At 48.7% G+C, this 23652-nt stretch carries 26 protein-coding genes; 10 read left to right on the top strand and 16 right to left on the bottom strand.

Annotation, left to right across the window (positions count from 1 at the left end):
* The first annotated feature begins 44 nt into the window (after positions 1–44).
* From lexA to glpK, 4 genes are all read left to right on the top strand, one after another.
* A complete protein-coding gene (gene lexA, locus KNP91_RS02250) occupies positions 45–659 on the top strand; it encodes a transcriptional repressor LexA (protein ID WP_012369996.1) in 615 nt (204 codons plus the stop codon).
* A 30-nt stretch (positions 660–689) separates the two neighbouring features.
* Entirely contained in the window at positions 690–1160 is a 471-nt protein-coding gene (locus KNP91_RS02245) for a metal-binding protein (protein WP_214765225.1), read from the top strand.
* Between the two features lie 186 nt (positions 1161–1346).
* Positions 1347–2051 (top strand): MIP/aquaporin family protein, encoded by a 705-nt coding sequence (locus KNP91_RS02240; protein ID WP_214765227.1) that lies wholly within the window; start codon positions 1347–1349, stop codon positions 2049–2051.
* A gap of 37 nt (positions 2052–2088) precedes the next feature.
* A complete protein-coding gene (glpK, locus tag KNP91_RS02235; RefSeq protein ID WP_214765229.1) occupies positions 2089–3606 on the top strand; it encodes a glycerol kinase GlpK in 1518 nt (505 codons plus the stop codon).
* Between the two features lie 106 nt (positions 3607–3712).
* Here the strand turns inward: glpK and dhaM are convergent, their stop codons facing one another.
* Genes dhaM through dhaK form a run of 3 tightly spaced genes read right to left on the bottom strand, consistent with a single transcriptional unit; the run spans position 3713 to position 5663 of the window.
* Complete coding sequence (gene dhaM / locus KNP91_RS02230; RefSeq protein ID WP_012369992.1) at positions 3713–4078, bottom strand: dihydroxyacetone kinase phosphoryl donor subunit DhaM; 366 nt, start codon at positions 4076–4078, stop codon at positions 3713–3715.
* Positions 4075–4674 carry a dihydroxyacetone kinase subunit DhaL gene (dhaL, locus tag KNP91_RS02225; protein ID WP_214765231.1) on the bottom strand — a complete coding sequence of 200 codons (600 nt, stop codon included), beginning with the start codon at positions 4672–4674 and terminating at the stop codon, positions 4075–4077. The genes dhaM and dhaL overlap by 4 nt, the downstream gene beginning before the upstream one ends.
* A gap of 20 nt (positions 4675–4694) precedes the next feature.
* Positions 4695–5663 carry a dihydroxyacetone kinase subunit DhaK gene (gene dhaK / locus KNP91_RS02220; RefSeq protein ID WP_214848377.1) on the bottom strand — a complete coding sequence of 323 codons (969 nt, stop codon included), beginning with the start codon at positions 5661–5663 and terminating at the stop codon, positions 4695–4697.
* Positions 5664–5829: 166 nt separating this feature from the next.
* On the opposite strand from dhaK, the gene KNP91_RS02215 reads away from it, so the two are divergent.
* Together KNP91_RS02215 and KNP91_RS02210 are read left to right on the top strand one after the other, a co-directional pair.
* Positions 5830–6525 carry an AzlC family ABC transporter permease gene (locus KNP91_RS02215; RefSeq protein ID WP_214848374.1) on the top strand — a complete coding sequence of 232 codons (696 nt, stop codon included), beginning with the start codon at positions 5830–5832 and terminating at the stop codon, positions 6523–6525.
* Positions 6510–6836 carry an AzlD domain-containing protein gene (locus tag KNP91_RS02210; protein WP_214848371.1) on the top strand — a complete coding sequence of 109 codons (327 nt, stop codon included), beginning with the start codon at positions 6510–6512 and terminating at the stop codon, positions 6834–6836. Before KNP91_RS02215 ends, KNP91_RS02210 begins: the two co-directional genes overlap by 16 nt.
* 90 nt (positions 6837–6926) lie before the next feature.
* Here the strand turns inward: KNP91_RS02210 and KNP91_RS02205 are convergent, their stop codons facing one another.
* From KNP91_RS02205 to hflX, 6 genes are all read right to left on the bottom strand, one after another.
* Positions 6927–7196 (bottom strand): GNAT family N-acetyltransferase, encoded by a 270-nt coding sequence (locus KNP91_RS02205; protein WP_214848368.1) that lies wholly within the window; start codon positions 7194–7196, stop codon positions 6927–6929.
* Positions 7196–7408: a (4Fe-4S)-binding protein gene (locus KNP91_RS02200; RefSeq protein WP_026833394.1), complete on the bottom strand. Its 213-nt coding sequence runs from the start codon at positions 7406–7408 to the stop codon at positions 7196–7198. Before KNP91_RS02200 ends, KNP91_RS02205 begins: the two co-directional genes overlap by 1 nt.
* Positions 7409–7502: 94 nt before the next feature.
* Complete coding sequence (glnA, locus tag KNP91_RS02195; protein ID WP_012369986.1) at positions 7503–8849, bottom strand: type I glutamate--ammonia ligase; 1347 nt, start codon at positions 8847–8849, stop codon at positions 7503–7505.
* Positions 8850–8894: 45 nt separating this feature from the next.
* Positions 8895–9293 (bottom strand): MerR family transcriptional regulator, encoded by a 399-nt coding sequence (locus KNP91_RS02190; RefSeq protein ID WP_012369985.1) that lies wholly within the window; start codon positions 9291–9293, stop codon positions 8895–8897.
* Between the two features lie 140 nt (positions 9294–9433).
* Positions 9434–10711: a methionine gamma-lyase family protein gene (locus KNP91_RS02185; protein ID WP_214848365.1), complete on the bottom strand. Its 1278-nt coding sequence runs from the start codon at positions 10709–10711 to the stop codon at positions 9434–9436.
* 2 nt (positions 10712–10713) lie between these two features.
* On the bottom strand, positions 10714–11955 hold the full coding sequence (gene hflX, locus KNP91_RS02180; RefSeq protein WP_214848363.1) for a GTPase HflX: 1242 nt from the start codon (positions 11953–11955) through the stop codon (positions 10714–10716).
* A gap of 136 nt (positions 11956–12091) precedes the next feature.
* Between hflX and KNP91_RS02175 the strand changes: the two genes are divergently transcribed.
* On the top strand, positions 12092–13066 hold the full coding sequence (locus tag KNP91_RS02175) for a tyrosine-type recombinase/integrase (RefSeq protein ID WP_012369982.1): 975 nt from the start codon (positions 12092–12094) through the stop codon (positions 13064–13066).
* 62 nt (positions 13067–13128) lie between these two features.
* Here KNP91_RS02175 and hfq read toward each other — a convergent pair whose 3' ends face one another.
* The 4 genes from hfq to KNP91_RS02155 form a co-directional block, all read right to left on the bottom strand.
* The gene (gene hfq / locus KNP91_RS02170) at positions 13129–13380 is read right to left on the bottom strand and encodes an RNA chaperone Hfq (RefSeq protein ID WP_012369981.1); all 252 of its coding nucleotides are present in this window, start codon (positions 13378–13380) and stop codon (positions 13129–13131) included.
* Between the two features lie 43 nt (positions 13381–13423).
* Positions 13424–14362 carry a tRNA (adenosine(37)-N6)-dimethylallyltransferase MiaA gene (miaA, locus tag KNP91_RS02165; RefSeq protein WP_214765243.1) on the bottom strand — a complete coding sequence of 313 codons (939 nt, stop codon included), beginning with the start codon at positions 14360–14362 and terminating at the stop codon, positions 13424–13426.
* A 455-nt stretch (positions 14363–14817) separates the two neighbouring features.
* Positions 14818–15816 (bottom strand): ABC transporter permease, encoded by a 999-nt coding sequence (locus KNP91_RS02160; protein WP_214765244.1) that lies wholly within the window; start codon positions 15814–15816, stop codon positions 14818–14820.
* Complete coding sequence (locus KNP91_RS02155; RefSeq protein ID WP_214848361.1) at positions 15809–16729, bottom strand: ABC transporter ATP-binding protein; 921 nt, start codon at positions 16727–16729, stop codon at positions 15809–15811. The genes KNP91_RS02160 and KNP91_RS02155 overlap by 8 nt, the downstream gene beginning before the upstream one ends.
* 126 nt (positions 16730–16855) lie before the next feature.
* On the opposite strand from KNP91_RS02155, the gene KNP91_RS02150 reads away from it, so the two are divergent.
* Entirely contained in the window at positions 16856–17620 is a 765-nt protein-coding gene (locus KNP91_RS02150; protein ID WP_214765248.1) for an SGNH/GDSL hydrolase family protein, read from the top strand.
* An 85-nt stretch (positions 17621–17705) separates the two neighbouring features.
* Here KNP91_RS02150 and KNP91_RS02145 read toward each other — a convergent pair whose 3' ends face one another.
* Entirely contained in the window at positions 17706–18062 is a 357-nt protein-coding gene (locus KNP91_RS02145; RefSeq protein WP_012369976.1) for a DoxX family protein, read from the bottom strand.
* A 212-nt stretch (positions 18063–18274) separates the two neighbouring features.
* Here KNP91_RS02145 and KNP91_RS02140 point away from each other — a divergent pair, with 212 nt between their 5' ends.
* The gene (locus KNP91_RS02140; protein ID WP_214765250.1) at positions 18275–19405 is read left to right on the top strand and encodes a S1C family serine protease; all 1131 of its coding nucleotides are present in this window, start codon (positions 18275–18277) and stop codon (positions 19403–19405) included.
* Between the two features lie 78 nt (positions 19406–19483).
* Complete coding sequence (locus tag KNP91_RS02135; RefSeq protein WP_214765252.1) at positions 19484–20731, top strand: lysine N(6)-hydroxylase/L-ornithine N(5)-oxygenase family protein; 1248 nt, start codon at positions 19484–19486, stop codon at positions 20729–20731.
* A gap of 60 nt (positions 20732–20791) precedes the next feature.
* Here KNP91_RS02135 and KNP91_RS02130 read toward each other — a convergent pair whose 3' ends face one another.
* Entirely contained in the window at positions 20792–21652 is an 861-nt protein-coding gene (locus KNP91_RS02130) for a DUF4003 family protein (RefSeq protein WP_214765254.1), read from the bottom strand.
* 119 nt (positions 21653–21771) lie between these two features.
* Entirely contained in the window at positions 21772–23484 is a 1713-nt protein-coding gene (locus tag KNP91_RS02125) for an ABC transporter ATP-binding protein (RefSeq protein WP_214848359.1), read from the bottom strand.
* Positions 23485–23652: the final 168 nt, after the last annotated feature.

Genomic DNA, 23652 nt, shown 5'->3' with positions numbered 1-23652 from the left:
CCTATAACCTTCAAAAACCAATCCGGAAAGAGGTGGCAATTCATATGCGGAAAATGTCGAAACGACAACAAGAAATCCTTGACTACATCGTTGCTCAAGTGAAACTGAAAGGGTATCCACCTTCAGTTCGTGAAATCGGTGAAGCTGTTGGTCTTGCTTCAAGCTCAACGGTACACGGTCATTTGGATCGTCTAGAAAAACGCGGACTGATTCGCCGTGACCCAACAAAACCACGTGCGATTGAGATATTGCTTGATAAACCTGAAGAAGATCATGAAGCCATCGTACACATTCCTGTCATCGGGAAAGTAACGGCCGGTTTTCCTATCACAGCCATCGAAAATATCGAAGAACATTTCCCGCTTCCTGCACATTATGTCGGGAACGAAAATGTCTTCATGTTGACGATTGACGGTGAGTCCATGATCAATGCAGGTATTCTAGACGGTGACCGGGTCATCGTTCGTCAGCAAAACACAGCAGAGAATGGTGAAATCGTCGTGGCTATGACCGAAGATAGCGAAGCGACAGTCAAACGGTTCTTCTTAGAAGATCAACAAGTACGTCTCCAACCAGAAAATGACTCGATGGACCCGATGTATTTCGATAACGTCTCGATTCTTGGCAAGGTCATCGGCGTATATCGGACGATCCACTAAGCGAGGGACCAGCGTAGCTGGTCTTTTTTCATGCCTTCTGGAAATGTACATGATACAGTCAATACCGTCGCTCTAACCGGCTACGTTGCGTATTCGGTCGCAACGCAGCAGACGGATTGGCTTCCAACCGCTGTCGGCATCGCCGTCGGCACCCTTTGGCTTTCACCAGACCTCGATTTGAAGTCTGAACCTTACTATCGGCACGGTCCTTTACGTGTCCTTTGGATGCCTTATGTCAAAATCATGCCCCACCGGTCCATCTGGTCACACGGATTGATCATCGGTGACCTGATCCGCCTGTTGTACAGCGCCGCTTTCGTGATTCCACTTCTGTTTTTGGCGCTGTATCTGAAACTTGTTGAATCAAGCACAGTGGATTCCTGGTTTGCGGCCATGCCGGCTTTTATCATCGGTGTTATGATCGCCAGTACGATACATATCGTTCTTGATCACTCCAGTAGCTTCTTCCGTACAAAAAAGAAACGGAAAAAGCGTCGTTAAAAATCCTTTGTTCATTGAAAAATGAACAAAGGATTTTTTTAATATCCATTTCTCATTTTTTTAAACATAAATTAAGGAAATTTTAATTTGAAGTTTTGAAGTATTTGTATTGAAAACGTTCTCAATTAGATGTAGGTTTAAATGGAAAGACCATTATTTGCTTTAATCCAAAGGGAGGGTTTTTGCATGAGTAACTTTACAAGTGAGCTGATTGGAACAATGATTCTGATTTTGCTCGGGGACGGAGTCGTTGCAGGGGTTGTCTTAAGAAAGACAAAATCTGAGAACGGCGGTTGGATCGTCATTACATTCGCTTGGGGTCTCGCCGTTATGACAGCAGCATATATCGCTGCTTCAAGTGGTGCCCACCTCAACCCTGCATTGACATTGGCGCTTGCCATGAATTCCGATTTACCGTGGGCAGACGTACCTGTCTACATTGCCGGTCAATTAATCGGAGCATTCATTGGTGCAGTACTCGTTTGGCTTCATTATATGAAACACTTTGAAGCGACTGATGATCAAGCAGCAAAACTGGGTGTATTCGCGACAGGTCCAGCGATTCGTCATACACCGTCAAACCTGATTTCAGAAATCATCGGGACATTTGTCCTGGTATTCGGAATCCTGTCATTTGGTCTGACAACATTTGGTGACGGACTGAAACCATTCATCGTCGGTCTTCTTGTCGTCGTCATCGGTCTCTCGCTAGGTGGTACAACAGGGTATGCCATCAACCCGGCCCGTGACCTCGGTCCGCGGATTGCCCACGCTATCCTGCCGATCAAAGGAAAAGGTTCATCTGACTGGAGTTACTCGTGGATTCCAATCGTCGGCCCGATCATCGGCGGTGGAGTAGCCGTCTTGCTGTATCAACTGCTACAAAACTAATTTTGTTTGACACCTACATCTCAAGGGGGATTTTAGAATGGAAAACAAGTACATCTTAGCACTTGACCAAGGAACAACAAGCTCGCGTGCCATCATTTTTGACCATGATGGTCAAATCGTGAACTCGGCGCAACGTGAATTCAAACAATACTTCCCGCAACCGGGCTGGGTCGAACATGATGCCAATGAAATCTGGGGCTCTATCCTCGCCGTTATGGCGGATGCACTTGGAACGGCTGATATCAAACCAAGCCAAATTGCAAGTATCGGAATTACGAACCAACGTGAGACAACAGTCGTGTGGAATAAAGAAACCGGCAAACCGGTTTATCATGCTCTCGTCTGGCAATCCCGCCAAACATCCGGTATCTGTGATGAACTGAATGCGCAGGGACTCAATCAAACATTCCGCGATAAAACAGGTCTCCTGATTGATGCCTACTTCTCAGGCACGAAAGTGAAATGGATTTTGGATAACGTCGAAGGCGCACGGGAACAAGCGGAAAATGGTGAACTTCTCTTCGGAACAATCGACACTTGGCTCGTCTGGAAGTTGTCTGGCGGTAAAACACATATCACAGACTATACAAACGCTTCCCGGACGTTGATGTACAACATCTACGAACAAAAGTGGGATGACGAGTTGCTTGAAATCCTGACAGTTCCAAAATCAATGCTGCCGGAAGTCCGTCAATCAAGCGAAGTCTACGATAATACCGTCCCGTATCATTTCTTCGGTTTTGAAGTTCCGATTGCCGGAATCGCCGGTGACCAACAAGCGGCTCTCTTCGGACAAACTTGCTTCGAGCCGGGTGAAGGAAAGAACACATACGGTACAGGTTGCTTTATGCTCATGAATACTGGTGAAAAAGCTGTTTCTTCAGACCACGGTCTGTTAACAACCATCGCATGGGGCGTCGACGGCAAAGTCGAATACGCGCTCGAAGGATCGATTTTCGTTGCCGGTTCTGCCATCCAATGGTTACGTGACGGCTTACGGATGTTGAAAAATGCGAAGGACTCGGAAGGTTATGCCTTAAAAGTTGATTCAACAGAAGGCGTTTACGTCGTTCCTGCATTCGTCGGACTCGGTGCCCCGTACTGGGATAGTGACGTTCGCGGCGCAATCTTCGGCTTAACACGCGGAACGGAGAAAGAACATTTCGTCCGTGCGACTCTTGAATCCCTTGCTTACCAGACACGTGATGTCTTGACGGCGATGGAAAAAGATTCAGGAATCGAATTGAAAACGTTGCGCGTTGACGGTGGTGCGGTTTCAAACGACTTCTTGATGCAGTTCCAGTCGGATATCTTAGGTGTACCGGTTGACCGTCCGGAAATCAATGAGACAACAGCTCTCGGTGCTGCCTATCTCGCCGGTCTCGCAGTCGGTTACTGGAAAGACAAAGCAGAAATCAAACAACAATGGAAACTGAACCATCAGTTTAAACCAGAAATGAAAGAAGACGATCGCGAACAGCGTTATGCCGGATGGCAAAAAGCGGTCGAAGCAACCATGGCGTTTAAACCAAACAAAAAAGAAGTCAACGCCTGATTTCTTTACTGGTATTCCTTCGTGGAATACCAGTTTTTTTGTTTTCCCTAAAAAAACAGGTTCGCTTCCTCTTCGGAAACGAACCTGTTAGATCGGACCATTTGTCTTACGAAAATTCTGCTTTGATGCCTGTTACGATATCATCCAGCGATTTTGATTGACCACTTAAGACCGCTGCCAAAAAAGCGCCCTCTACCAGCGGTGCTTCGACGAACTGAACGTTCCGGTCCCCACTGTATAATTCTAAGGCCAGTTCCGCGTTCATCGTCGCCGATCCGATATCCGTCAAAATTAAGCCGTCATCGTTCAACTCATTCATCGTCTCTTCAATTCGGGACGCATCGGTCCCGATACTGCCGTCCGCCAGCCCTGCGGCAAGTAAAATCGGTGTATCCGGAGCCATTTCAGCCAATAGTTCCTTTAGTCCGGTCGCAAGCTTTTCACTATGGGAGACTAAAATCAAATTAATCATGACAAGACCTCCACAATCGAACGTAATAACAGTGAACTTGATAATGCGCCGGGATCCTGGACACCAACTGTTGCATCCCCAAAATAAGAAGCCCGTCCTTTTGTCGCCTCACGTTCTTTTGTGTCTTCCAATGCTTGATCGAGTGCTGCGTTCAGATCACTTTCGCTTTCCAGCGCTTCGTAAAACGGTGTCCAAATATCGACCATCGTTTTTTGCCCGAACTCCGACTTCCCGCGCATTTTGATTCCCTCTGCCGCTTCTTTAAAGGCCGCTGCGAGTTCCTGCCCTTCGACTTCTGTTTTCCCTTTGAACGCTCCGGCAAATTTAACGAATGCTGTTCCGTAAAGGGGACCGGACGCACCACCTACCGTTTTAATTAAGGTCATTCCGACTTGTTTCGATAAGACACCCAGATCTTCGTACTCCTCTTGCGCTTCAAGTTCTTTTTGAACGGCTTGGAAGCCGCGGGACATATTGATACCGTGATCCCCGTCACCAATCTCCCGGTCAAGGTCCGTCAATTCATCCTTATGTTGTTCCAGTTCGGTTGCTGCTTTCAGCAGTGCTTCACGCAATTTTTCGGTTGTTAACTTCATCTGTCTGCACCCTCTTTTAGTTAGAATCCAATCGCGTTTGTTTTGGCATCCAGATAGCCGACGAGTTCATCATCCACCGGAAGCAAGGTAATCGAAAATCCGTGCATTTCAAGCGATGTCATATAGTTGCCGACGAACGGACGAACAATCTCATATCCTTTAGCCTGTAATTGTTCCGCTACATATTTATATGTGATGTAGAGTTCTGATTCCGGTGTTCCACCCATCCCGTTGACCATGACTGCCACTTTTTTATCCGTCACTTCGGCTGTCAGTCGGTCGAGTAATTCCGTTACAATCGCATCAACGGATGCAATCGGTTTGCGCTCCAGACCCTTTTCCCCGTGAATCCCGATACCGATTTCCATCTCATCCTCATGCAGATCGAATCCGGGTTTTCCGCTTTCCGGCATATAACACGGTGACAACGCCATCCCGATGGAACGGACGCCCGCAATGACCTTCTCGGCAACGGCTTTGACTTCAGCGAGTGACTTACCTTCCGCTGCCGCAGCCCCTGCGATTTTATGAACGAAAATTGTCCCCGCGACGCCGCGTCGGTCTTCTTCTTTTTTAATGGCGATATCATCCCGGACGATGACCGTCTCGACTTCGATATCTTCGAGTTCCGCCAGTTCTTTAGCCATATCGAAATTCATGACATCACCGGAATAGTTTTTGACGACGAGCAATACCCCTTTTCCTCCGTCAGCTGCTTTGATTCCTTCGAGCACCATGTCCGGTGTCGGAGAAGTGAAGACTTCGCCGCAAACAGCAGCAGCAAGCATACCGTCCCCGATAAACCCGGCATGCGCCGGTTCGTGCCCGCTTCCCCCTCCGGATACGAGAGCGACTTTCCCATTCAGCGGTTCTTTCCGTTTGATGACATTGACTCCGTCGACTTTTGCATAAAGATCGGGATGTGCTAAAACGAGACCTTCCACTATATCTGAGACAAACCGGTTTGCATCTTGCATTAATTTATCCATCTTGAAAGCTCCCTTGTCTAACGAATTTTGCCGTACCACTTAGTCTTTACCACAAATCGGGACGACTTATGTCAAGGAAACATATGAAAATATTGACCAGTTCGTTTCCAATCTGTTTGGAGGATGCTATGCTGAAAACACATCATCATGAGAGGAGTCACCGTCTATGAACGCTTCGTTTCAAGCAGGAATCAAAGCCTGCCTTCCGACCGTCCTCGGTTATCTTGGCATTGGCTTTTCTGCCGGCATCGTCGGTCGGGCAGCGGGTCTCAGCCCACTCGAGATCGGCTTGATGTCACTTTTGATTTATGCCGGAGCGGCCCAATTCATCATCACCAGTCTGTTGCTGTTAAACAGTCCGTTCTCAGCCATCATCTTGACAACTTTCATCGTCAATTCCCGCCATCTTCTGATGAGTATGACACTTGCGCCGCGTGTCGAGAGCCGGCATCAGTTGGATCGGTTCGGCATCGGTGCCCTTCTGACCGATGAATCATTCGCCGTCGCCATGAATACCTCGCTAAAACAGCGGATTGATGCGAACTTCATGCACGGTCTAAACCTGACCGCTTACTTGAGCTGGATTGGTTCCACCGTGCTCGGAGCACTCGTCGGCAGCTGGTTCCCGGATCCGGAACGGTTCGGTCTCGACTTTGCTTTAACAGCTATGTTCATCGGTTTGTTGTACCTGCAATTTGAAAGCGAACGGTCCCGCATAGCTTTGAACGGTCTATTACTCGTCTTTGTCTTTTTGTTGTTGTACATATCGATGCGCTATCTGTCCCCGGAACTCGCCGTTTTATTTGCGACGATGATAGCCGCCAGTATAGGAGTAGTGATCTCACGATGGAAATCCGTCTAGAACTGTTTGTCTTGTTTGCCGCTTGTGGTCTTGTCACATTGATTCCGCGGATTTTACCGTTTCTGCTTATGCACGGACTGACCTTGCCGCGTTTATTGACCGATTGGTTATCCTTTATTCCGATTTGCCTGCTGAGCGCACTTTTCTTTCAAAATTTATTGATTGCACGAAGCGGGGAGTTCCCGACACTTTCCTTGCTGCATCTCGCAGCAGCCATACCGACAGTCCTCGTCGCCGTCAGCAGTAAAAGTCTTTCCTACACCGTCATTACCGGTGTCCTGTCGATGGCGTTGCTCCGATTTTTCCAATGAGGATTGCGCACCTCTCTCTAAAAAAAGACGAGAAAAAACGGATGTCGTTTCCGCTTTTTCTCGCCTTCTGTTCATTACATTCTTTCTCTATTACGCCGATACGTCCGCATAGTCTGGCGTCTGTTCAAACTCGCGTTTTGCGAACGGACAGAGCGGCAAAAGTTTGACATTTTCTTCCCGTGCCCACTCGACCACTGCTTTGACCAGTTGTTCGTCGATCTGTTGGTTCCGATGATTCGGATCAACATACGTGTGATCAATGATCCATTTGCCGCCCTTTGTATCACTGTACGTGATCTCCCCGACAGCTTGCCCCTCCTGATACGCTTCAATCTTTTGATTCGCTCGTTTCAATTCCATCAGGCTTCCCTCCGTTCATATGATAAGGCGCCGCTCGGACAGCCGTCGACGACCCGCATGACATCTTCAACCGGTGCACCGTCTGCTTCGATCCAGGGTCGCTTTTTAACATCAAAGACGGTCGGCAGACTCTTGACACAATGACCGGAATGAATACAGACTTCGGCATCAAAATAAACAGTGATTTCTTTCCCTTCGTATGCCTTTTTCATTTGAAACGCCTCCTTAGATAGAGAGTTCGCTGTCATTGTTTCGAATTCCTTCACACAAAAAAACGCCCGAACCAAGTTCGGACGTTTCAAGAGATTAGAACAAGACCATGTACTGATCGCGTTCCCATTCCGTGACTTGCGTCCGGAACATATCCCATTCGATTTCTTTCAGTTCAACGAAGTGCTCTGCGATGTGCTCGCCGAGTGCGTGCATGACGACGTCATCCGCTTTCAGGACTTCGAGTGCGTGGCTGAGTGTTGACGGAAGATCGTCAATGCCGTTTGCCACACGTTCCGGTTTGTCCATCACGTAGATGTTACGGTCGATTGGAGCCGGTGCTTGGAGATTGTTTTTGATTCCGTCAAGACCTGAAGCGAGCAATGTCGCAAGTGCCAAGTACGGGTTGGCTGCCGGATCGACTGAGCGGACTTCGATCCGTGTCGAAAGACCACGGGCTGCCGGTACACGAACGAGTGGTGAACGGTTACGGGCTGACCATGCAACGTAGCAAGGTGCTTCATAACCAGGTACAAGACGTTTGTACGAGTTGACTGTCGGGTTACAGACAGCTGTAAACGCACGTGCATGTTTCAGGATACCTGCCGTGAAGGCGCGGGCATCGTCTGAAAGCTGCATGTTGCTATTCTCTTCGTCGAAGAAGACGTTTTCGTTGCCTTTAAAGAGCGACATGTTAGCGTGCATTCCTGAACCGTTGACACCGTAAAGTGGTTTTGGCATGAATGTCGCGTGTAAGTTATGTTTTGCTGCAATCGTCTTAACAACGAGCTTAAACGTTTGGATGTTATCCGCCGTTGTGATCGCATCAGCGTATTTGAAGTCGATTTCGTGTTGTCCCGGTGCGACTTCGTGGTGAGATGCTTCGATTTCAAAGCCCATGTTTTCAAGCTCGATGACGATTTCCTTACGGCAGTTTTCACCGAGATCGACTGGTGCGAGGTCGAAGTAACCACCTTGATCATTCAGTTCAAGTGTCGGACGGCCGTTCGCATCCTTCTTGAACAAGAAGAATTCCGGTTCTGGACCGACGTTGAATGAAGTGAAGCCAAGTTCTTCCATTTCTTTAAGTACACGTTTGAGTTGACCACGCGGATCTCCAGCAAACGGTGTGCCGTCCGGATTGTAGATGTCACAGATGAGACGTGCGACTTTACCCGTTCCGTCTTCTGTCCATGGGAATACGACCCATGTGTTGAGGTCTGGGAAGAGATACATATCTGATTCTTCAATGCGGACGAATCCTTCGATTGACGAACCATCGAACATCATTTTGTTATCAAGTGCTTTTTCCAATTGGCTGACTGGAATTTCAACGTTCTTGATCGTACCGAGGATATCTGTGAACTGTAAACGAATAAAACGTACATCCTCAGCTTTAGCGATTTTCATAATGTCTTCTCGTGTAATGTTGCGACGTGTCATGTGACAAATCCCCTCTCCGGCTCTTTTTTATATGGTAACAGGTGCTTACTTGAAAAATCGTCCGAGCTCACCTTGAATGAGTGACGTTTTTCCATGTCGCCCTGCTTCCTGCAATTCGTTTTTCAGGAGTTTATACAATTCGCCATCCGATAATTCCGGACGGGCCGTAACGACCTTCTCCGCAACTCGTTCCCGTTTGACAAGATCATTATCAAAAATCATTTTGATCCCTGCGATATTTAATCCCTGATCCAGATATTCCTTGATCGACAACAAGCGATCGACATCGTTGAACGAATAGAGGCGACGTTTCGTCTCTGTCCGCTCCGGCTTAATCAATCCTTGTTCTTCGTAATATCGGATTTGTCGGGCAGATAACGCGGTCAACTCTTGAACGACTCCGATGGGGAATAGTGGCTTGGACTGTCGTGATAAGTCTGCCATTTCGTTCCTCCTTTTTCCTTACTTCATGAGAATAAACCTCTGTAAGGCAAGTTGTCAAGAGATGTAAGGAAAGTTAACATGACTTTCTTACAAGTCAGACGTCCTGCGTAACAGAAGTCTTTTCACATCAAGCTATTTTTTTAAACCTGTTGTGGTTGAATCAATTGTTGTTCCATCAGTTGATTGACAGCCGAAACAATCGCGATTTTGACGTGACTGTAGGTCAATCCGCCTTGAACGTACGCTGTATACGGTGCCCGGATCGGACCATCTGCTGATAACTCGATCGACGATCCTTGAATGAACGTTCCGGCAGCCATGATGACATCATCGGCGTATCCCGGCATATAGTCGGGAATCGGCAAAGCTTGCGCATTGACCGGAGAGGCTGCTTGGATCGCCTGACAAAAAGCAATCATCGGTTCCGGGGCTTGGAAGGAGACCGATTGAATCAAGTCCGTCCGTTCCGCCGCATAATGCGGTGCCGTATCGAATCCGAACTGCTCCATCATGCTTGAAGTAAACATCGCCCCCATCAGCGCCTGACTGACCGTATGCGGAGCCATGAAGAACCCCTGGTACATGTCCTGCAGCGAATAAAGTGACGGACCGGCCTCGGCACCGATTCCAGGTGTCGTCATCCGGAACGATGCCCGTTCAATCAAATCGCGGCGTCCGACGAGATACCCGCCTGTTTTCGCAAGACCGCCGCCCGGATTTTTAATCAGTGATCCGGCCATCAGATCCGCTCCAACATGAGTCGGTTCGATCGTTTCGACGAATTCCCCGTAACAGTTGTCGACGAACACAATCACGTGCGGATGTTGTTCTTTGATCGCGGCAATCGCTTCGCCGATCTCAGTAACCGGTAAGCTCCGGCGGGTCGCATAGCCTTTCGAACGCTGAATACCGACGACTTTTGTCTTGTCCGTGATCCGGGCGAGGACCGCTTCAAGATCAATCGTTTCAGCCTGTTTCATCTCGACGACGTCATAGGTGACACCAAGCTCTTTCAGGGAGCCGCGTCCGTCACCGCGGATGCCGACGATTTCCTCTAACGTATCGTACGGTTTACCGGTGATATACAGCAATTCATCGCCCGGCAGCAATAAACCGAACAACGCAATCCCGATTGCATGCGTCCCGCTGATGATCTGTGCCCGGCACAGTCCGGCTTCTGCACCGAAGACCGCTGCGTAAATCCGTTCGAGATTATCGCGCCCTTCATCGTTGTAACCGTAACCGGTCGATGGCATGAAGTGAAAGTCACTCACTTTATGTTCCCGGAAAGCGTTCAGGACACGAAACTGGTTCTGTTCCGCAATTTGTTGCGCCTTACGGATTCCCGGCGCGATTTTTTCTTCCGCCTGCTCGACGAACGGACGGATCGTTTCATAATGCGTTAACTCTGTAAACATGCTTACACCTCGTATTGTTTCAATGTCGAGTACAGCCGCGTATCCTTACGCAAATAGCCTTTTAAGGTCACGGATCCGTCCTCTTCATATTGTTCTGTTAAATTCATCATGACTTCCTTCGCCGGATTGTAATGCGCAAACGCATGGACCGGAATCCGGATCTCGAGATACTCGAGAATGTCACTGATCGCTTTTTCGATTTCGACGGTCAAACGATCGATGTCTGCCGGATCAAGAGCCGAAATCAACAGTTTTCCACCGCTGAATAAATGCGTTAACTGGTCTTTTTTATTGAAGACCTCGAGTTGCGGGATGTCTCCGGCACCGAGTTCATCGAGGACATCATTCGTCGTCTGCATCTGATTCAGATAATGTTCGCTTGAGGCATCGATGACGTGAAGAATCAGATCCGCCTCGAGCACTTCTTCGAGTGTCGACCGGAACGCCGCAATCAATTTCGTCGGCAGATCCTGAATGAATCCGACGGTATCCGTCAACAGAATCTGTCCGCCTTCCGGCAGGTCGAGCTGACGCGTCAACGGATCGAGCGTCGCAAATAATTCGTTTTTTTCATACGTTTCGGCATTGGTCAACCGGTTAAAAATCGTTGATTTCCCGGCATTCGTGTATCCGACGAGCGCAATTTGAAACGTCTGGTTTTCTTTCCGGCGTTCCCGGTAGCGGGCACGGTGGGCAACGGACGTTTCGAGCTGTTTCTTGATTTCGTCGACACGGCGGCGGATGTGCCGGCGGTCGGTCTCAAGTTTCGATTCCCCGGGACCACGTGTCCCGATTCCGCCTCCAAGACGTGACAATTGGGTTCCCTGCCCGCTCAGGCGCGGCAACAGGTAACTCATTTGGGCAAGTTCAACTTGCAACTTCCCTTCCCGGGACTGGGCACGGCCGGCAAAGATGTCGAGAATCAATTGTGTCCGGTCAATCAGTTTAATCGATTCCGGATCTTCGAGGGCAATCCGGATATTCTTCATCTGACCCGGCGTGACTTCGGCATTAAAAATAATCAAATCCGGTTCGAGTTCCTGTGCTAATGCGACCAGTTCCTCGACCTTTCCTTTTCCGATAAACGTACGGCGGTCGATCGATTGACGCTTTTGATCGAGTCGTCCCACGACGACGGCGTGCGCGGTCGTAACGAGTGCTTCGAGCTCCGCGACCGATTCTTCATAAATATGATCCGGTACACCGGGGAGCTGACAACCGACGACGATGACGCGTTCTGACATATAATCATTCCTTTCAAAATAACAAACCTTCTGCGCCCCTAATCATACCACATGGACCTCTTGTCTGAACATTTTTGGACAGGAAACATCCGTTCGGTTTATGATAGAGAAAAGTACTTCAAACAGGAGGTCTGTTATGGCACGCGAACGGCTTGACTACACTTTGCCGGAATTCATCGAACGGTATCTGTTTTTCCTCAGCGCAAGCGGCAGACAGGACTCGACGATCCGGCGTTACCGGTACGATCTGATTGAAATTCACCGTTATATGACCGAAGTGGATCAGCCGCTCGAGACGATCGAGGATTTCAAAGCGATTCCGCTCGAAACCTGGAAAACGTTCATTAATGAGTATTTGATCGAAGAAAAATTGTATCAACAGGCAACGGTCGCCCGAATTGTCACTGTCCTCAACCAAATCAATTACCAGATCCGGCAGACGAAATCGAAGCTGATCGAATATGCCCAACCGACCCACGAACTGACGCCGCAGCATATCGCGTCACTGGCCGAATACGAGCAACTGATCCGGACGAACCGGTCCGACCGGGGCTTGACGGACCACCAGCTCGTTGCGCGGCCGTATCTGATCGACCGGAACGAACTGATTTTACGGCTCTTTTACCGCTACGGTCTCCGCGTCCACCACATCATCGGTCTGAAGATGCAGGATTTGAATTTTGCGCAACGCGAGATGACGGTTCACGACCGGCTTGGGAATGCCTACCTGCTCCACCTCGAACGGGACGACCAGGATTTGATGCTTGGTTATTTAAAGACGATCCCGGAACCGGTCCGTCCGCGGTACCACTCGACCGATCCGTTTTTTGTCGCCTTTGATTTCTCGCGGATGACGTTCCGCTGGGTGTACAGTAAAAATGCTCCGAAACAATTGTCGATCGTCATGATCACGAAGATGATGCGTCAGTTAAACGAACGGTCGGACAATAAACGGATCATTACGCCGTCGATGCTGCGGAACAGTTTCATTCTCGGTACGTATCTCGAAGAACTGACGAAAGAGGAACGGCTGACGAAGACGTGTCTTTATAAAGAGGTTTCACTCCGGCGTTATGCGGAAGCGTTCGACGAACTGAAGGGTTTGTTATAACAAAAAAGGAGCAACGCCATGGCGTTGCTCCAACAAGTAGGCGGCCCCCCGGCCGTCTTTTTTTAACGCGTGACTTCTTCCGTTTCCGTTTCCTGTTCATACAACGTCACATTACGTGCCGGTGCGAACGTCGAGATGGCGTGTTTGTAAATCAATTGCTGTTTGCCTTCCGATTCTAAAATGACGGTGAAGTTGTCAAACGACTTGATCAATCCCCGTAACTGATACCCGCTGATTAAAAACACTGTCGTCGGAACCGAATCTTTTCGTAATTGATTTAAGAAATAGTCTTGAATGTTGTACGTTGCCTTCATAAGCCCCCGTGCCCCCTCTATTTTTATCTGTTTTTCTTTCAGGCTACTCCGATTTAACCGCTTTCAGAAACCCTACTGTTCTATCATAGATAATTTTGAAGTTTTCTTCAAATGAAAGCCTTCCCATTTCAATCCAATTTCCGTCAAATTGATGGCGGAACCACGTCAGTTGCCGTTTGGCGAAACGACGGGTGTTCCGTTTCAGCTGCTCGACAGCCGGTTCGAGCGGTACCCCTTCGAGAACCGGAACGATTTCCTTATAGCCGATTGCCTGCATCGCTTTCGTGTCCCGATAGCCGGCTGCAACCAATCGATCGACTTCCGCAACCAATCCCTGTTCAATCATTAAGTCGACCCGCTGATCAATCCGGTCGTACAGCTGTTCCCGGTCTTCCATATGTAAGACGAACAACAGACTGTCATACAAACTCGGTTCACTGCCGGAGACTTGCGTCTGTCCGCTCATGGCGACTTCAATCGCCCGGACGACCCGTTGAATGTTGTTCGGGTGAATTTCGTCCGCCCGTTTGGCATCCAGCTGGCGCAGACGGTCATGCAGAGCCGTTGCTCCTTCCGCTTGGGCGAACTGTTCCAGTTCCTGGCGCAAGACTTTATTTTCCGCCTGGACGGTAAATTGATAATCATACAGAATCGCCCGGATATAGAGTCCGGTTCCGCCGACGATGATCGGCAGCTTGCCTTTGGCGGCAATCTCATCGATTGCCGTCCGGGCCAGCGTTTGAAAACGCGCGACGCTCATCTCGTCATCCGGATCGACGAGATCAAGCAGATGGTGCGGAATCCCTTCCATTTCTTCCTGCGTCACCTTGGCTGACCCGATATCCATCTGTTTATAGACCTGAACGGAATCACCGGAAATGATTTCACCGTTTAATCGTTTTGCTAATTCAATACCTGTCTTCGTTTTTCCGACTGCGGTCGGTCCAACGATGACAATGACGGGCTGTTTACTCAATGACATCACCATTCCTAGCTCATACATTTTTGTAGTCAGTGTATCATATCCGGACAAGTCGCAGACACGACAAAAAAACCGTCTTCTCAATAAAAGAAGACGGTTCAATGAGTTCTGTTACACACGGCGGATGAAGTCATCGTATACCGCACTAAATACACACCATCCACAAATGACTAAACCTGTCATCATAATTCCCCAATCAGCCATTTTGGCACCTCCTCGTTGTCTTTAGATACCTTTTGACAAAACCGGGACTTCGTAAACCCTTTCAAGCAGGTTTGACACCAATTACTGGAATCGCTATGATAAAAGTACGATTGTTACGTAGCGCAGAAGCCGACCTGCATCGGCTTCTTTTCAGAGGGATTCCCCTCTTGATTCCATGCAGATGCCCGACATCTGCAAAAAGTCCCTTTTCCATTACGGAGAAGGGACTTTTTTTGTTTAAACTGTACGTATCAGTACATATCTTTTTGCGTGAAATTCCAGAATGCGACAACCAACGCGCCGATCGTCCAGCAGAGCAGAACGGTGAGCGAGAACGGTAACGTCATCCCTTCGATCGGCGGAGCTTGTCCGTCGAGATAGTTAATCAAACCGAAGTTGACGTTGACGAGATATTTCGAACTCGTCCAGCTTGAACCAAGCGTCGTCAACAAAGTTCCGGAAATCAGGACAGCCATCATGATGCCGATACCGGTTGCCGTGTTTTTGACAAGCACGGACACCATTAAGGCAATCGTCGCGACGACGGCCGTGACGATCCAGGCGAGACCGACCGCCATCAACAGATACTCCCACATCGGTATCGTATGCACGAATTCGGTCGAGAACGTTCCGCTCGGCGACGCCTGGAACCCGGTTAGGATTGGTGCGGTCCAGCCGTCATATCCGAGGACGATACCGGAAATCGCATAACAGACGGCGGCAGTCAACGCCATCAGCATCGACGTATAGAGCAGGACCGTCAACCATTTCGCCATCAGGATCTTCCAGCGCCTTACAGGACGGGACAGCAACGTCTTGATTGTTCCGTCATTCTGCTCCCCGCTGACGATATCCGCCATGATGACGATGATGAAGAGCGGCAGGATTAACGTCAATCCTTGAGAGAAGAAGATCCGGATGAAGGTCGGCGCCCCCGGATAATTCGGATTGATGTCGTTATCGAGATAATATTGATTTTGCTTTAAATCAAATTCTAAAAACTGGCGAAATTCGTCCTGGATACTGCTCGAAGCCAGACGGTTTTGAGTATCGACGATATCCTGTTGCAACTCGACCCGCCAATCGAGCGTTCCCTGTTTCTTGATCTGTTCCTGGATGTCACGGTACTGCGCATACGTGAACATCGAGACGAGGACCACTAAGATGATGGCAACGACGGCAAAACGTTTTTTCGAAGCAATCTTCATGACTTCGTTTTGAATCAAACCGAGCATGTTCGGATTACGCAATATGATCCCCTCCTGTCAATGTAATGAAGAGATCTTCGAGCGTCTGGACTTTCCGTTCGATCGTCCATACTTCGACACCCGCTTCGAACAGCTGTTTATTCAAGGATGGTGTCTTGCTTGCATCCATCAGGGTATGGACCGTATTGGCATCCACGATTTCCGAGACCTGAACGTCAGGCGACGCGGACAGGATCTCGTTTGCTTTAAACGCGTCATCGACACGCCAGTCGACTCCCGGTGCAAGCGATTCGACCAGTTCCTTGACCGTTCCGACCTGCACGATTTTTCCGTAACTCATGATGGCGACACGATCCGCCAGCATCTCGATTTCCGCCAGGATATGACTCGACACGAGGACCGACAAACCGGTCTCATCGACCAGTTTCCGGATGAATTGACGTAAATCACGGATTCCCATCGGATCGAGTCCGTTCGTCGGTTCATCAAGAATCAGGACATCGGGCCGTCCGAGCAACGCTTGGGCAATCCCGAGACGCTGACGCATCCCGAGCGAATAGGTCCGGACTTGATCGTCAACGCGTGCCGTCAAATCGACCAGGTCAATGACTTCCTGGATCCGGGCATCGTCGACATTCGGCAGCATCCGTGAGAAGACTTGTAAATTTTCACGCCCCGTCAGATATTTATACAATTCGGGATTTTCAACGATCGAGCCGATTCGTTGCATCGCTTGAACAAACTGTTTCCGGACATCAAAGTCGCAGACCGTGATTTTACCGGATGTCGGTTTGATTAATCCGACGAGCATACGGATCGTCGTCGTCTTTCCGGCACCATTGGGTCCGAGGAATCCGAACACTTCACCGGGGAAGATTTCAAATGAAATATTATCGATGATCGTTTTCTTTCCAATGACTTTTGTGACTGACTCTAGTTTTACGGTTGGTTTCACGTCTCTCACCTCTTAGTATCCATTCTAGCGGAATAATGAATGATTTACCTTATTGGAACACTTCAAAACCGCACATTCCAAAAAGGTTTGCTACAATCATAGTAACAGCAAAAGGAGGAACGGTTCATGAAACGATATCTTTGGCCACTTTTTTTAATAGTTTCTCTTATTTTAACGGCAGTCTTCGGGTACGGCTTTGCCAGTGCCTATAACGATGTCGTCAATCCCCCGAAACGGGCCGTCTTGACGCCGACCAAGGAAGAACCGGTCAAAAAAGGCGGAACTTATGTCGCGCTCGGTGATTCCCTGACACGCGGCGTCGGTGCCTCGAACGGAAACAGTTACGCCGCCATCATCGGTCGCGAGCTTGTCAAAAAGGACCGCGTTGAACGTTTCCAAAATCTCGCCGTCAGCGGTGCCCGGACGGAAGATCTCTTAAAACAATTGAAGCAAAAGGAAGTCCGCCGCACGTTGTCCCAAGCAAAAGTCATCTCGGTGACGATTGGCGGAAACGATTTATTCAACCGCGGTGAAGGTGTCGCAAACTTCAATGCGAAGAAGACAGCCGCCACGATTGCAACGGCTCAAACCAACCTCGCCAAGACATTCAAGATCCTGCGTAAAGAAAATCCGGATGCCGTCATCTTTTACGTCGGACTCTACAATCCGTTCCGCGCCAGTGAAAATGGACAGGCGTTTGACGCCATCGTCCAGGAATGGAATGCGAAATCACGGACACTCGGTCTGAAATACGATATCGAAATCATCGATACGTTTAATCTCGTCCGTGACGTCAAACGTGATCTTTCAAGCGACCAGTTCCATCCGAACGATTCGACATACGAAGACATTGCCAACGCAGCCATCCTCGCCGTCGAAAAACGTTTTTAATTGAATAATGAAAAGGGTAACCGGAAAAGCAACTGATTGCTTTCCGGTCACCCTTTTGTTTTGTCCTGACAATTTAATGCAGTCCTTATTTCAAACGTTTAGCAAACGCAATCAAGACCCACTGCAACGGCAAACGGCCCCATAGTCCCCAAGCCGGCAATGTTTTCCCGTTAACCGGTTTCGGATTGACCGCCATATTGATATTTGCCGGTAAGACGGCATATAAAAATGCCGGTAATGTCTTCCGGACGAGGTCAACACCACGTCCGGACAGCAGCATCAAGCCGTACAGGATTTCGATCACACCCGTCACCTGGACGAAAAAACGTTTGAACGGGATGAAAGCGGGCATAATCTTAACGAACCCCTTTTCATTTCGAAAATGACCGATTCCGGCAAACAACAGGCCGGCACCGTACAAAACACGCAGTACATACTTCATCTGAATCTCTCCCTTTGTGACTAAGTCGGTTACTTAAGTACGAAACACACTCAGTGTACCGAACTGGCCGACGCGACTCAACTGTTTGAGATTGTTGTCGAATTATGGGGAATGATGAGGCATTTTGGAAAAACCACCGTAATTTCATTCCGGCCGATTAAATTTGATACATTAATCTTAGAAAAAAACACTACCTGAAGGGATGGATTTCGATGGCAGGAAAAACAAGACAACTCTTACCCGGACTTACTGGAGGCATCATCGGTGCTGTACTTACCGCAACAGTCGCCTTTCCGATTTTGATGGATCAAGAACAGCAAGTCGCCGATACACCACTCTCAAACGGCATGCCAAAACAAATTTCGACGACGACAAGCGATCCCGTGACGAACGCTGTCGCAACGGCTCAAAAATCCGTCGTCACGGTCACGAACTATCAGTCGGGGAATTCGATGAGTCAGGAAGAGGCAGCAGCGGGTTCCGGCTCAGGCGTCATTTATAAAAAAACAGATGGTAAAGCCTACATCATTACGAACCACCACGTCGTCGACGGAGCCTCTAAACTCGAGGTCACGTTAAACAACGGCAAAACACTCAGCGCCAAATTACTGGGCAGTGACGAAACGTACGATTTAGCCGTATTGGAAGTCAACGCCAGTGATGTTCCCTCCGTCATCACGCTCGGAAAATCGGCTGACTTAAAAGCCGGTCAAACCGTGCTCGCCATCGGTAACCCGCTCGGTGAGTTCCAAAACTCGGTCACCCGAGGTATCGTCAGCTCAAACGACCGGACGGTTCCCGTCGATACGAACAAGGATGGACAGGACGACTTCAATACGACGGTGATCCAAACGGATGCCGCCATCAATCCGGGGAACTCCGGTGGTGCCTTGATCAATGAACAAGGACAACTGGTCGGCATCAACTCGATGAAGATTGCCGAAACAGGCGTCGAAGGCGTCGGTTTCAGCATTCCGATCGATGACGCACTGCCGATTTTAAAACAGCTCGAAACGAACGGTGAAGTCAAACATCCGACACTCGGTGTCGCACTGCAGGATGTCTCGGCCTTCCCTGCCGGTTACCTGCTGGACCAAGTCAAATTGCCGGAATCACAAAAAACAGGCGTCGTCGTCATGTCCGTCGAACCGAACAGTCCCGCCGCTTCTGCAAAATTGAAAACCGGTGATGTCATCACGAAAATCAATAATGAGGAAATCAAAAGTTTTGTCGACATTAAAACCGCGTTGATTAAATCGGACGGCAACGTCACGTTGAATATCATCCGTGACGGAAAACAAATGACGGTCTCGACTAAAACAACAACGACCGATCAACTGTAAAGAACTGACAAGATACGTTTCAACCCCCTCCTATATCGGGTATTGTTTTATAACAATATCGATTGGGAGGCTTTTTTTATGTATGATTTGATTGGCGTAGGAATCGGACCGATGAATCTGGGGTTAAGTGCTCTGGCCCATCCGACACCTTTACGGACACTATTTTTTGACGAAAGCGAACAATTCTCTTGGCATCCCGGGATGATGATCAAGGATTCGATGATGCAGACAAGCTTCATTTCCGATCTTGTCACACTTGCTGATCCGACAAGCCCGTTTACGTATTTGAACTATTTACGATCTCTCAACCGTTTGCATACGTTTTATTTTTACGAAAAACTACTTATTTCGCGACAAGAATATAATGCTTACTTGAAATGGGTCTCGACTCAGCTCGACGATTTACATTTTTCGACCCGCGTCATCGATATTCAAGATACGGGTGACAGTTATGAAGTCTTGGTCGAAGAAGTCGCGACCGGTAAACGGACGACATACGAAACACGAAACGTCGTGCTCGGAACCGGTTCGAAACCTTCGATTCCGGGGAGCTTTGATAAAAATGTCATCCATAACACCCAATACGTCATGGAAAAAGAAGCCATCCTGCAACAGGATAAAGTCAGCATTGTCGGTTCCGGTCAAAGTGCGGCTGAAATTTTCCTCGATTTACTGACGAGCGACCGTCCGGAAACCTTTGAACTCGAATGGATTTCCCGCTCGACTATTTTCGAGACGCTTGAGACCGGCAAACTGGGTGAAGAAATCTTTTCTCCAAGTTACGTCCGCTACTTCAACAGTCTGCCGCTTGCTACCAGACAGGAAGCAGTCGCCAAATTCACGCGGTCCCAAAACGGCATCAGTCCCGAAACACTGCAAGCCATTTATGAACACCTCTATGATTTATCACCGGAAGAACAACAACGGGTCAAAATCCGGGCCAACTTGGAAGTCGATCAGATTTCATACGATTCGGACTTTACGATCACGATGCGGCATACCGAACTGAATGAACAACGGACTTCCAAAACCGGTGCCGTCGTCGCTGCGACCGGTTTCGTTCCATCGCTTCCCCGCTTCACTAACCGGCTCGACATCGAGTTCGAAGGTGAACAGGCCTGGAAGGTCGACGCCAACTACCGGATCAGCCGTACCGTACCAACGAACCATCATTTATATGCGACAACGAATCTCGAACTGTCGCACGGTCCGGCAGCTGATAATCTTGGCATGTCCGTTTCACGCAATCAACTGATTTTAAATGATGTCGCCGGTAAAGAGTTGTATCCGGTCGAACAGCATGCCACTTTTACAACGTTTGACTAATCATCGGACTTATCAAAAAATCCTCGACGAATTCGCCGAGGATCTTTTTTGATTGTTTTCTCACGGCTTTTTTGTCAGTTCAAGCGTTGCTAAAATCAGCAGGGCCGACTGCAGGCGGCTTTTGCCGCTTTTCGCAAGCAACAGATGAAACGCAATCAACCAATTGACTTCATCCGAAAAGCGGTTCCGGGAACGTTCCCGGTCGACGACACGTGTCACGTAAATCATATCGACCCGTTCAGTTGTCTCAAGTAACGACAGCAACGGGAAAATCCGATCCCAAATCCGCAATTCCCGCTCTTCCATCATTTCGCACCAAGCTTGAATCCGGGATTTTTGATCGTCCATCGCACCGGATGCAGCTAAAATCTGTGCGGTCATCAACCGTTCGCTCGACGGCTTCATCCATCGTTCGAGCCACCGTTCGGCCTCATCGACCGTCTCGGTGAAGCGTTCCGGAAGGTTGCCCCCTTCCATAAGCGTTGACGTCACGACATATTGTTTCGCTAGATTGAGGACAGGGCGTGTCTGTCGAAGTTGTTCCACAATCGGAAAGGCATCAATGCCCTGTTCACGGTTCAAGACTTCGCCGAGAGCAAAAAACGGTCGGACCGCCTTTTCTTTAATGAAACGCCGTTTGATATGGCGTTCCGCCTCGATGACCCGTTCGAGCAACCGCTCCGGTTCGGAACTGTTGAGTTGGATATGCGAAATCAAGAGCGGCGTATACCGGCTGCGTAGAGCTGAAAACCGGGTCGTCTTCTGTTTGACGATTTGCATCATCCGGTCATACGCCGCTTTGTCGAAAACCGTATTATGAATCGTATATGACAAGGCGAAAAAGCGATGAAAATCATGTGAGGATTCCCCGTGTAACGTCGAATAGGTTTCATTATAGTTTTCACAAAACAAACCGTACATGTCCCCGTCCTCCCTTCTCTTATATGTTCCCGGTTCCCATAAAATCATTCCGTCTTTCTTCCTTCAATAAAAAAACCGGAAGCCATGCTCATCTTGAGGATGAGTTGACTTCCGGTTTATCAGACGCGTTGGCGGTCAAGGAGTCGTGCGAAGTACCCTCCATTTTCGACCAGTTCTTCGTGTGTCCCGTCTTCAACGATTCCGTCTTTCGTCACGACCAGAATCCGGTCCGCTTGACGAATCGTCGCGAGACGGTGTGCGATGATCAGCGTCGTCCGGTTTTTCGACAGTTCAGCCAGAGACTCTTGGATGATTGCTTCCGTTTCGGTATCAAGAGCCGACGTTGCTTCATCCAGAATTAGGATCGGCGGATTTTTCAAGAACATCCGCGCAATCGCCAACCGTTGTTTTTGTCCACCTGACAGCTTCAATCCCCGTTCCCCGATCTCGGTGTCGTATCCGTCCGGTAAATCGGCAATCATCTGTCCGAGATGCGCCCGTTCCGCCGCTTCCACGATGTCAGCACGATCGGCCGACAAATCGCCGTACGCAATATTTTCAGCAATCGTTCCCGAGAACAGAAAGACATCCTGTTGCACGATTCCGATTTGTTGCCGCAACGACGATTTCGTCATCTGCCGAATATCGACGCCGTCAATCGTAATGGCACCGTCCGTCACGTCATAAAACCTCGGAATCAAGGAACAAATCGTTGTCTTCCCGGCTCCTGACGTTCCGACAAAGGCAATCGTCTGTCCCGGTTCTACAGACAGGCTGATGTCTTTTAAAATCAACCGCTCGGCTTCGTAACCGAAGCTGACGTCATCAAACCGGATCGCCCCACGTAATGCCGAGACATGAACGGCATCCGGCGCATCCTTCAGTTCTTCATCATGATCAATCATTTCCAGGAACCGTTTAAAACCGGCCATTCCTTTTGGATACAGTTCCAAGAGAGCCGTAATTTTATCAATCGGTTTCAATAAGATGTTCATATAGAGAATGAATCCGACCAGTTCCCCGTAAGTGAGTTTCCCTGTATAGCTGAGATAGGCACCGACAACGAGGACGGCAAGCGTCATCAACCGGGTCGTCAGATAGATACCGGACAGACTCGTACTCATGACTTTATAAGCATTGATCTTCGACTGCCGGAACGTCCGATTGTCTTTTTCGAACCGTGCCACTTCATGTGCTTCATTCGTAAACGATTGAACAACGCGAATGCCGGAGACACTGTCCTCCACCCGGGAATTAACCTCGGCAATGTTGCCGTACATCCGGTCCCACGACCGGTTCATCCGGACGTTCGCATAACTGATCAACCAGATCAGGAACGGAACGGCAATAATCGTCACCAGTGCAAGCGGCACATTGATCGTCAACATGATCGAGAATGCACCGATTAATGTCATGACGGCAATAAAGGCATCTTCCGGACCATGGTGGGCCAGTTCACCGATGTCGAACAAGTCATTTGTAATCCGGCTCATGATATGTCCCGTTTTTGTGTTATCAAAAAAACGGAACGACTGTTTTTGGACATGACCGAATAATTGCCGCCGCATATCCGTCTCGATGTTGATTCCGAGCTTATGACCAAAGTAGTTGACGACGAACTGCATCAATGTACTGATGACATACAGGCCGAGTAATCCGACACTGACGAGAATGATCCAGTTCAACTCTCCTTTTGGTAACAGTGAATCGATGAACCATTTGACAGCAAGCGGAAAAGCGAGCTCGAGCAAACCAACGAACAAGGCGGACGAAAAATCCAGCCAAAACAGTCGTTTATGCGGTATGTAATAGTGATAAAATCGTTTTAACATGCGAGTCCTCCTTCCAAATTACCTTTAGTGTACAGGATTACTGAAAATAATTCTCGTTTACAATTCTTTCTTCTTTTTTTGAAAATAACTCGAATTTCTTTCTCAAAAAATATATTTTAAAATAAGGTGAATCCCTGTCTTCTTATGACAAAATGGTAACAATGATTC

The organism is Exiguobacterium sp. s138, assembly GCF_018618775.1.
GTDB lineage: Bacteria > Bacillota > Bacilli > Exiguobacteriales > Exiguobacteriaceae > Exiguobacterium_A > Exiguobacterium_A artemiae.
This window is presented reverse-complemented; position numbering and strand designations above follow the sequence as displayed.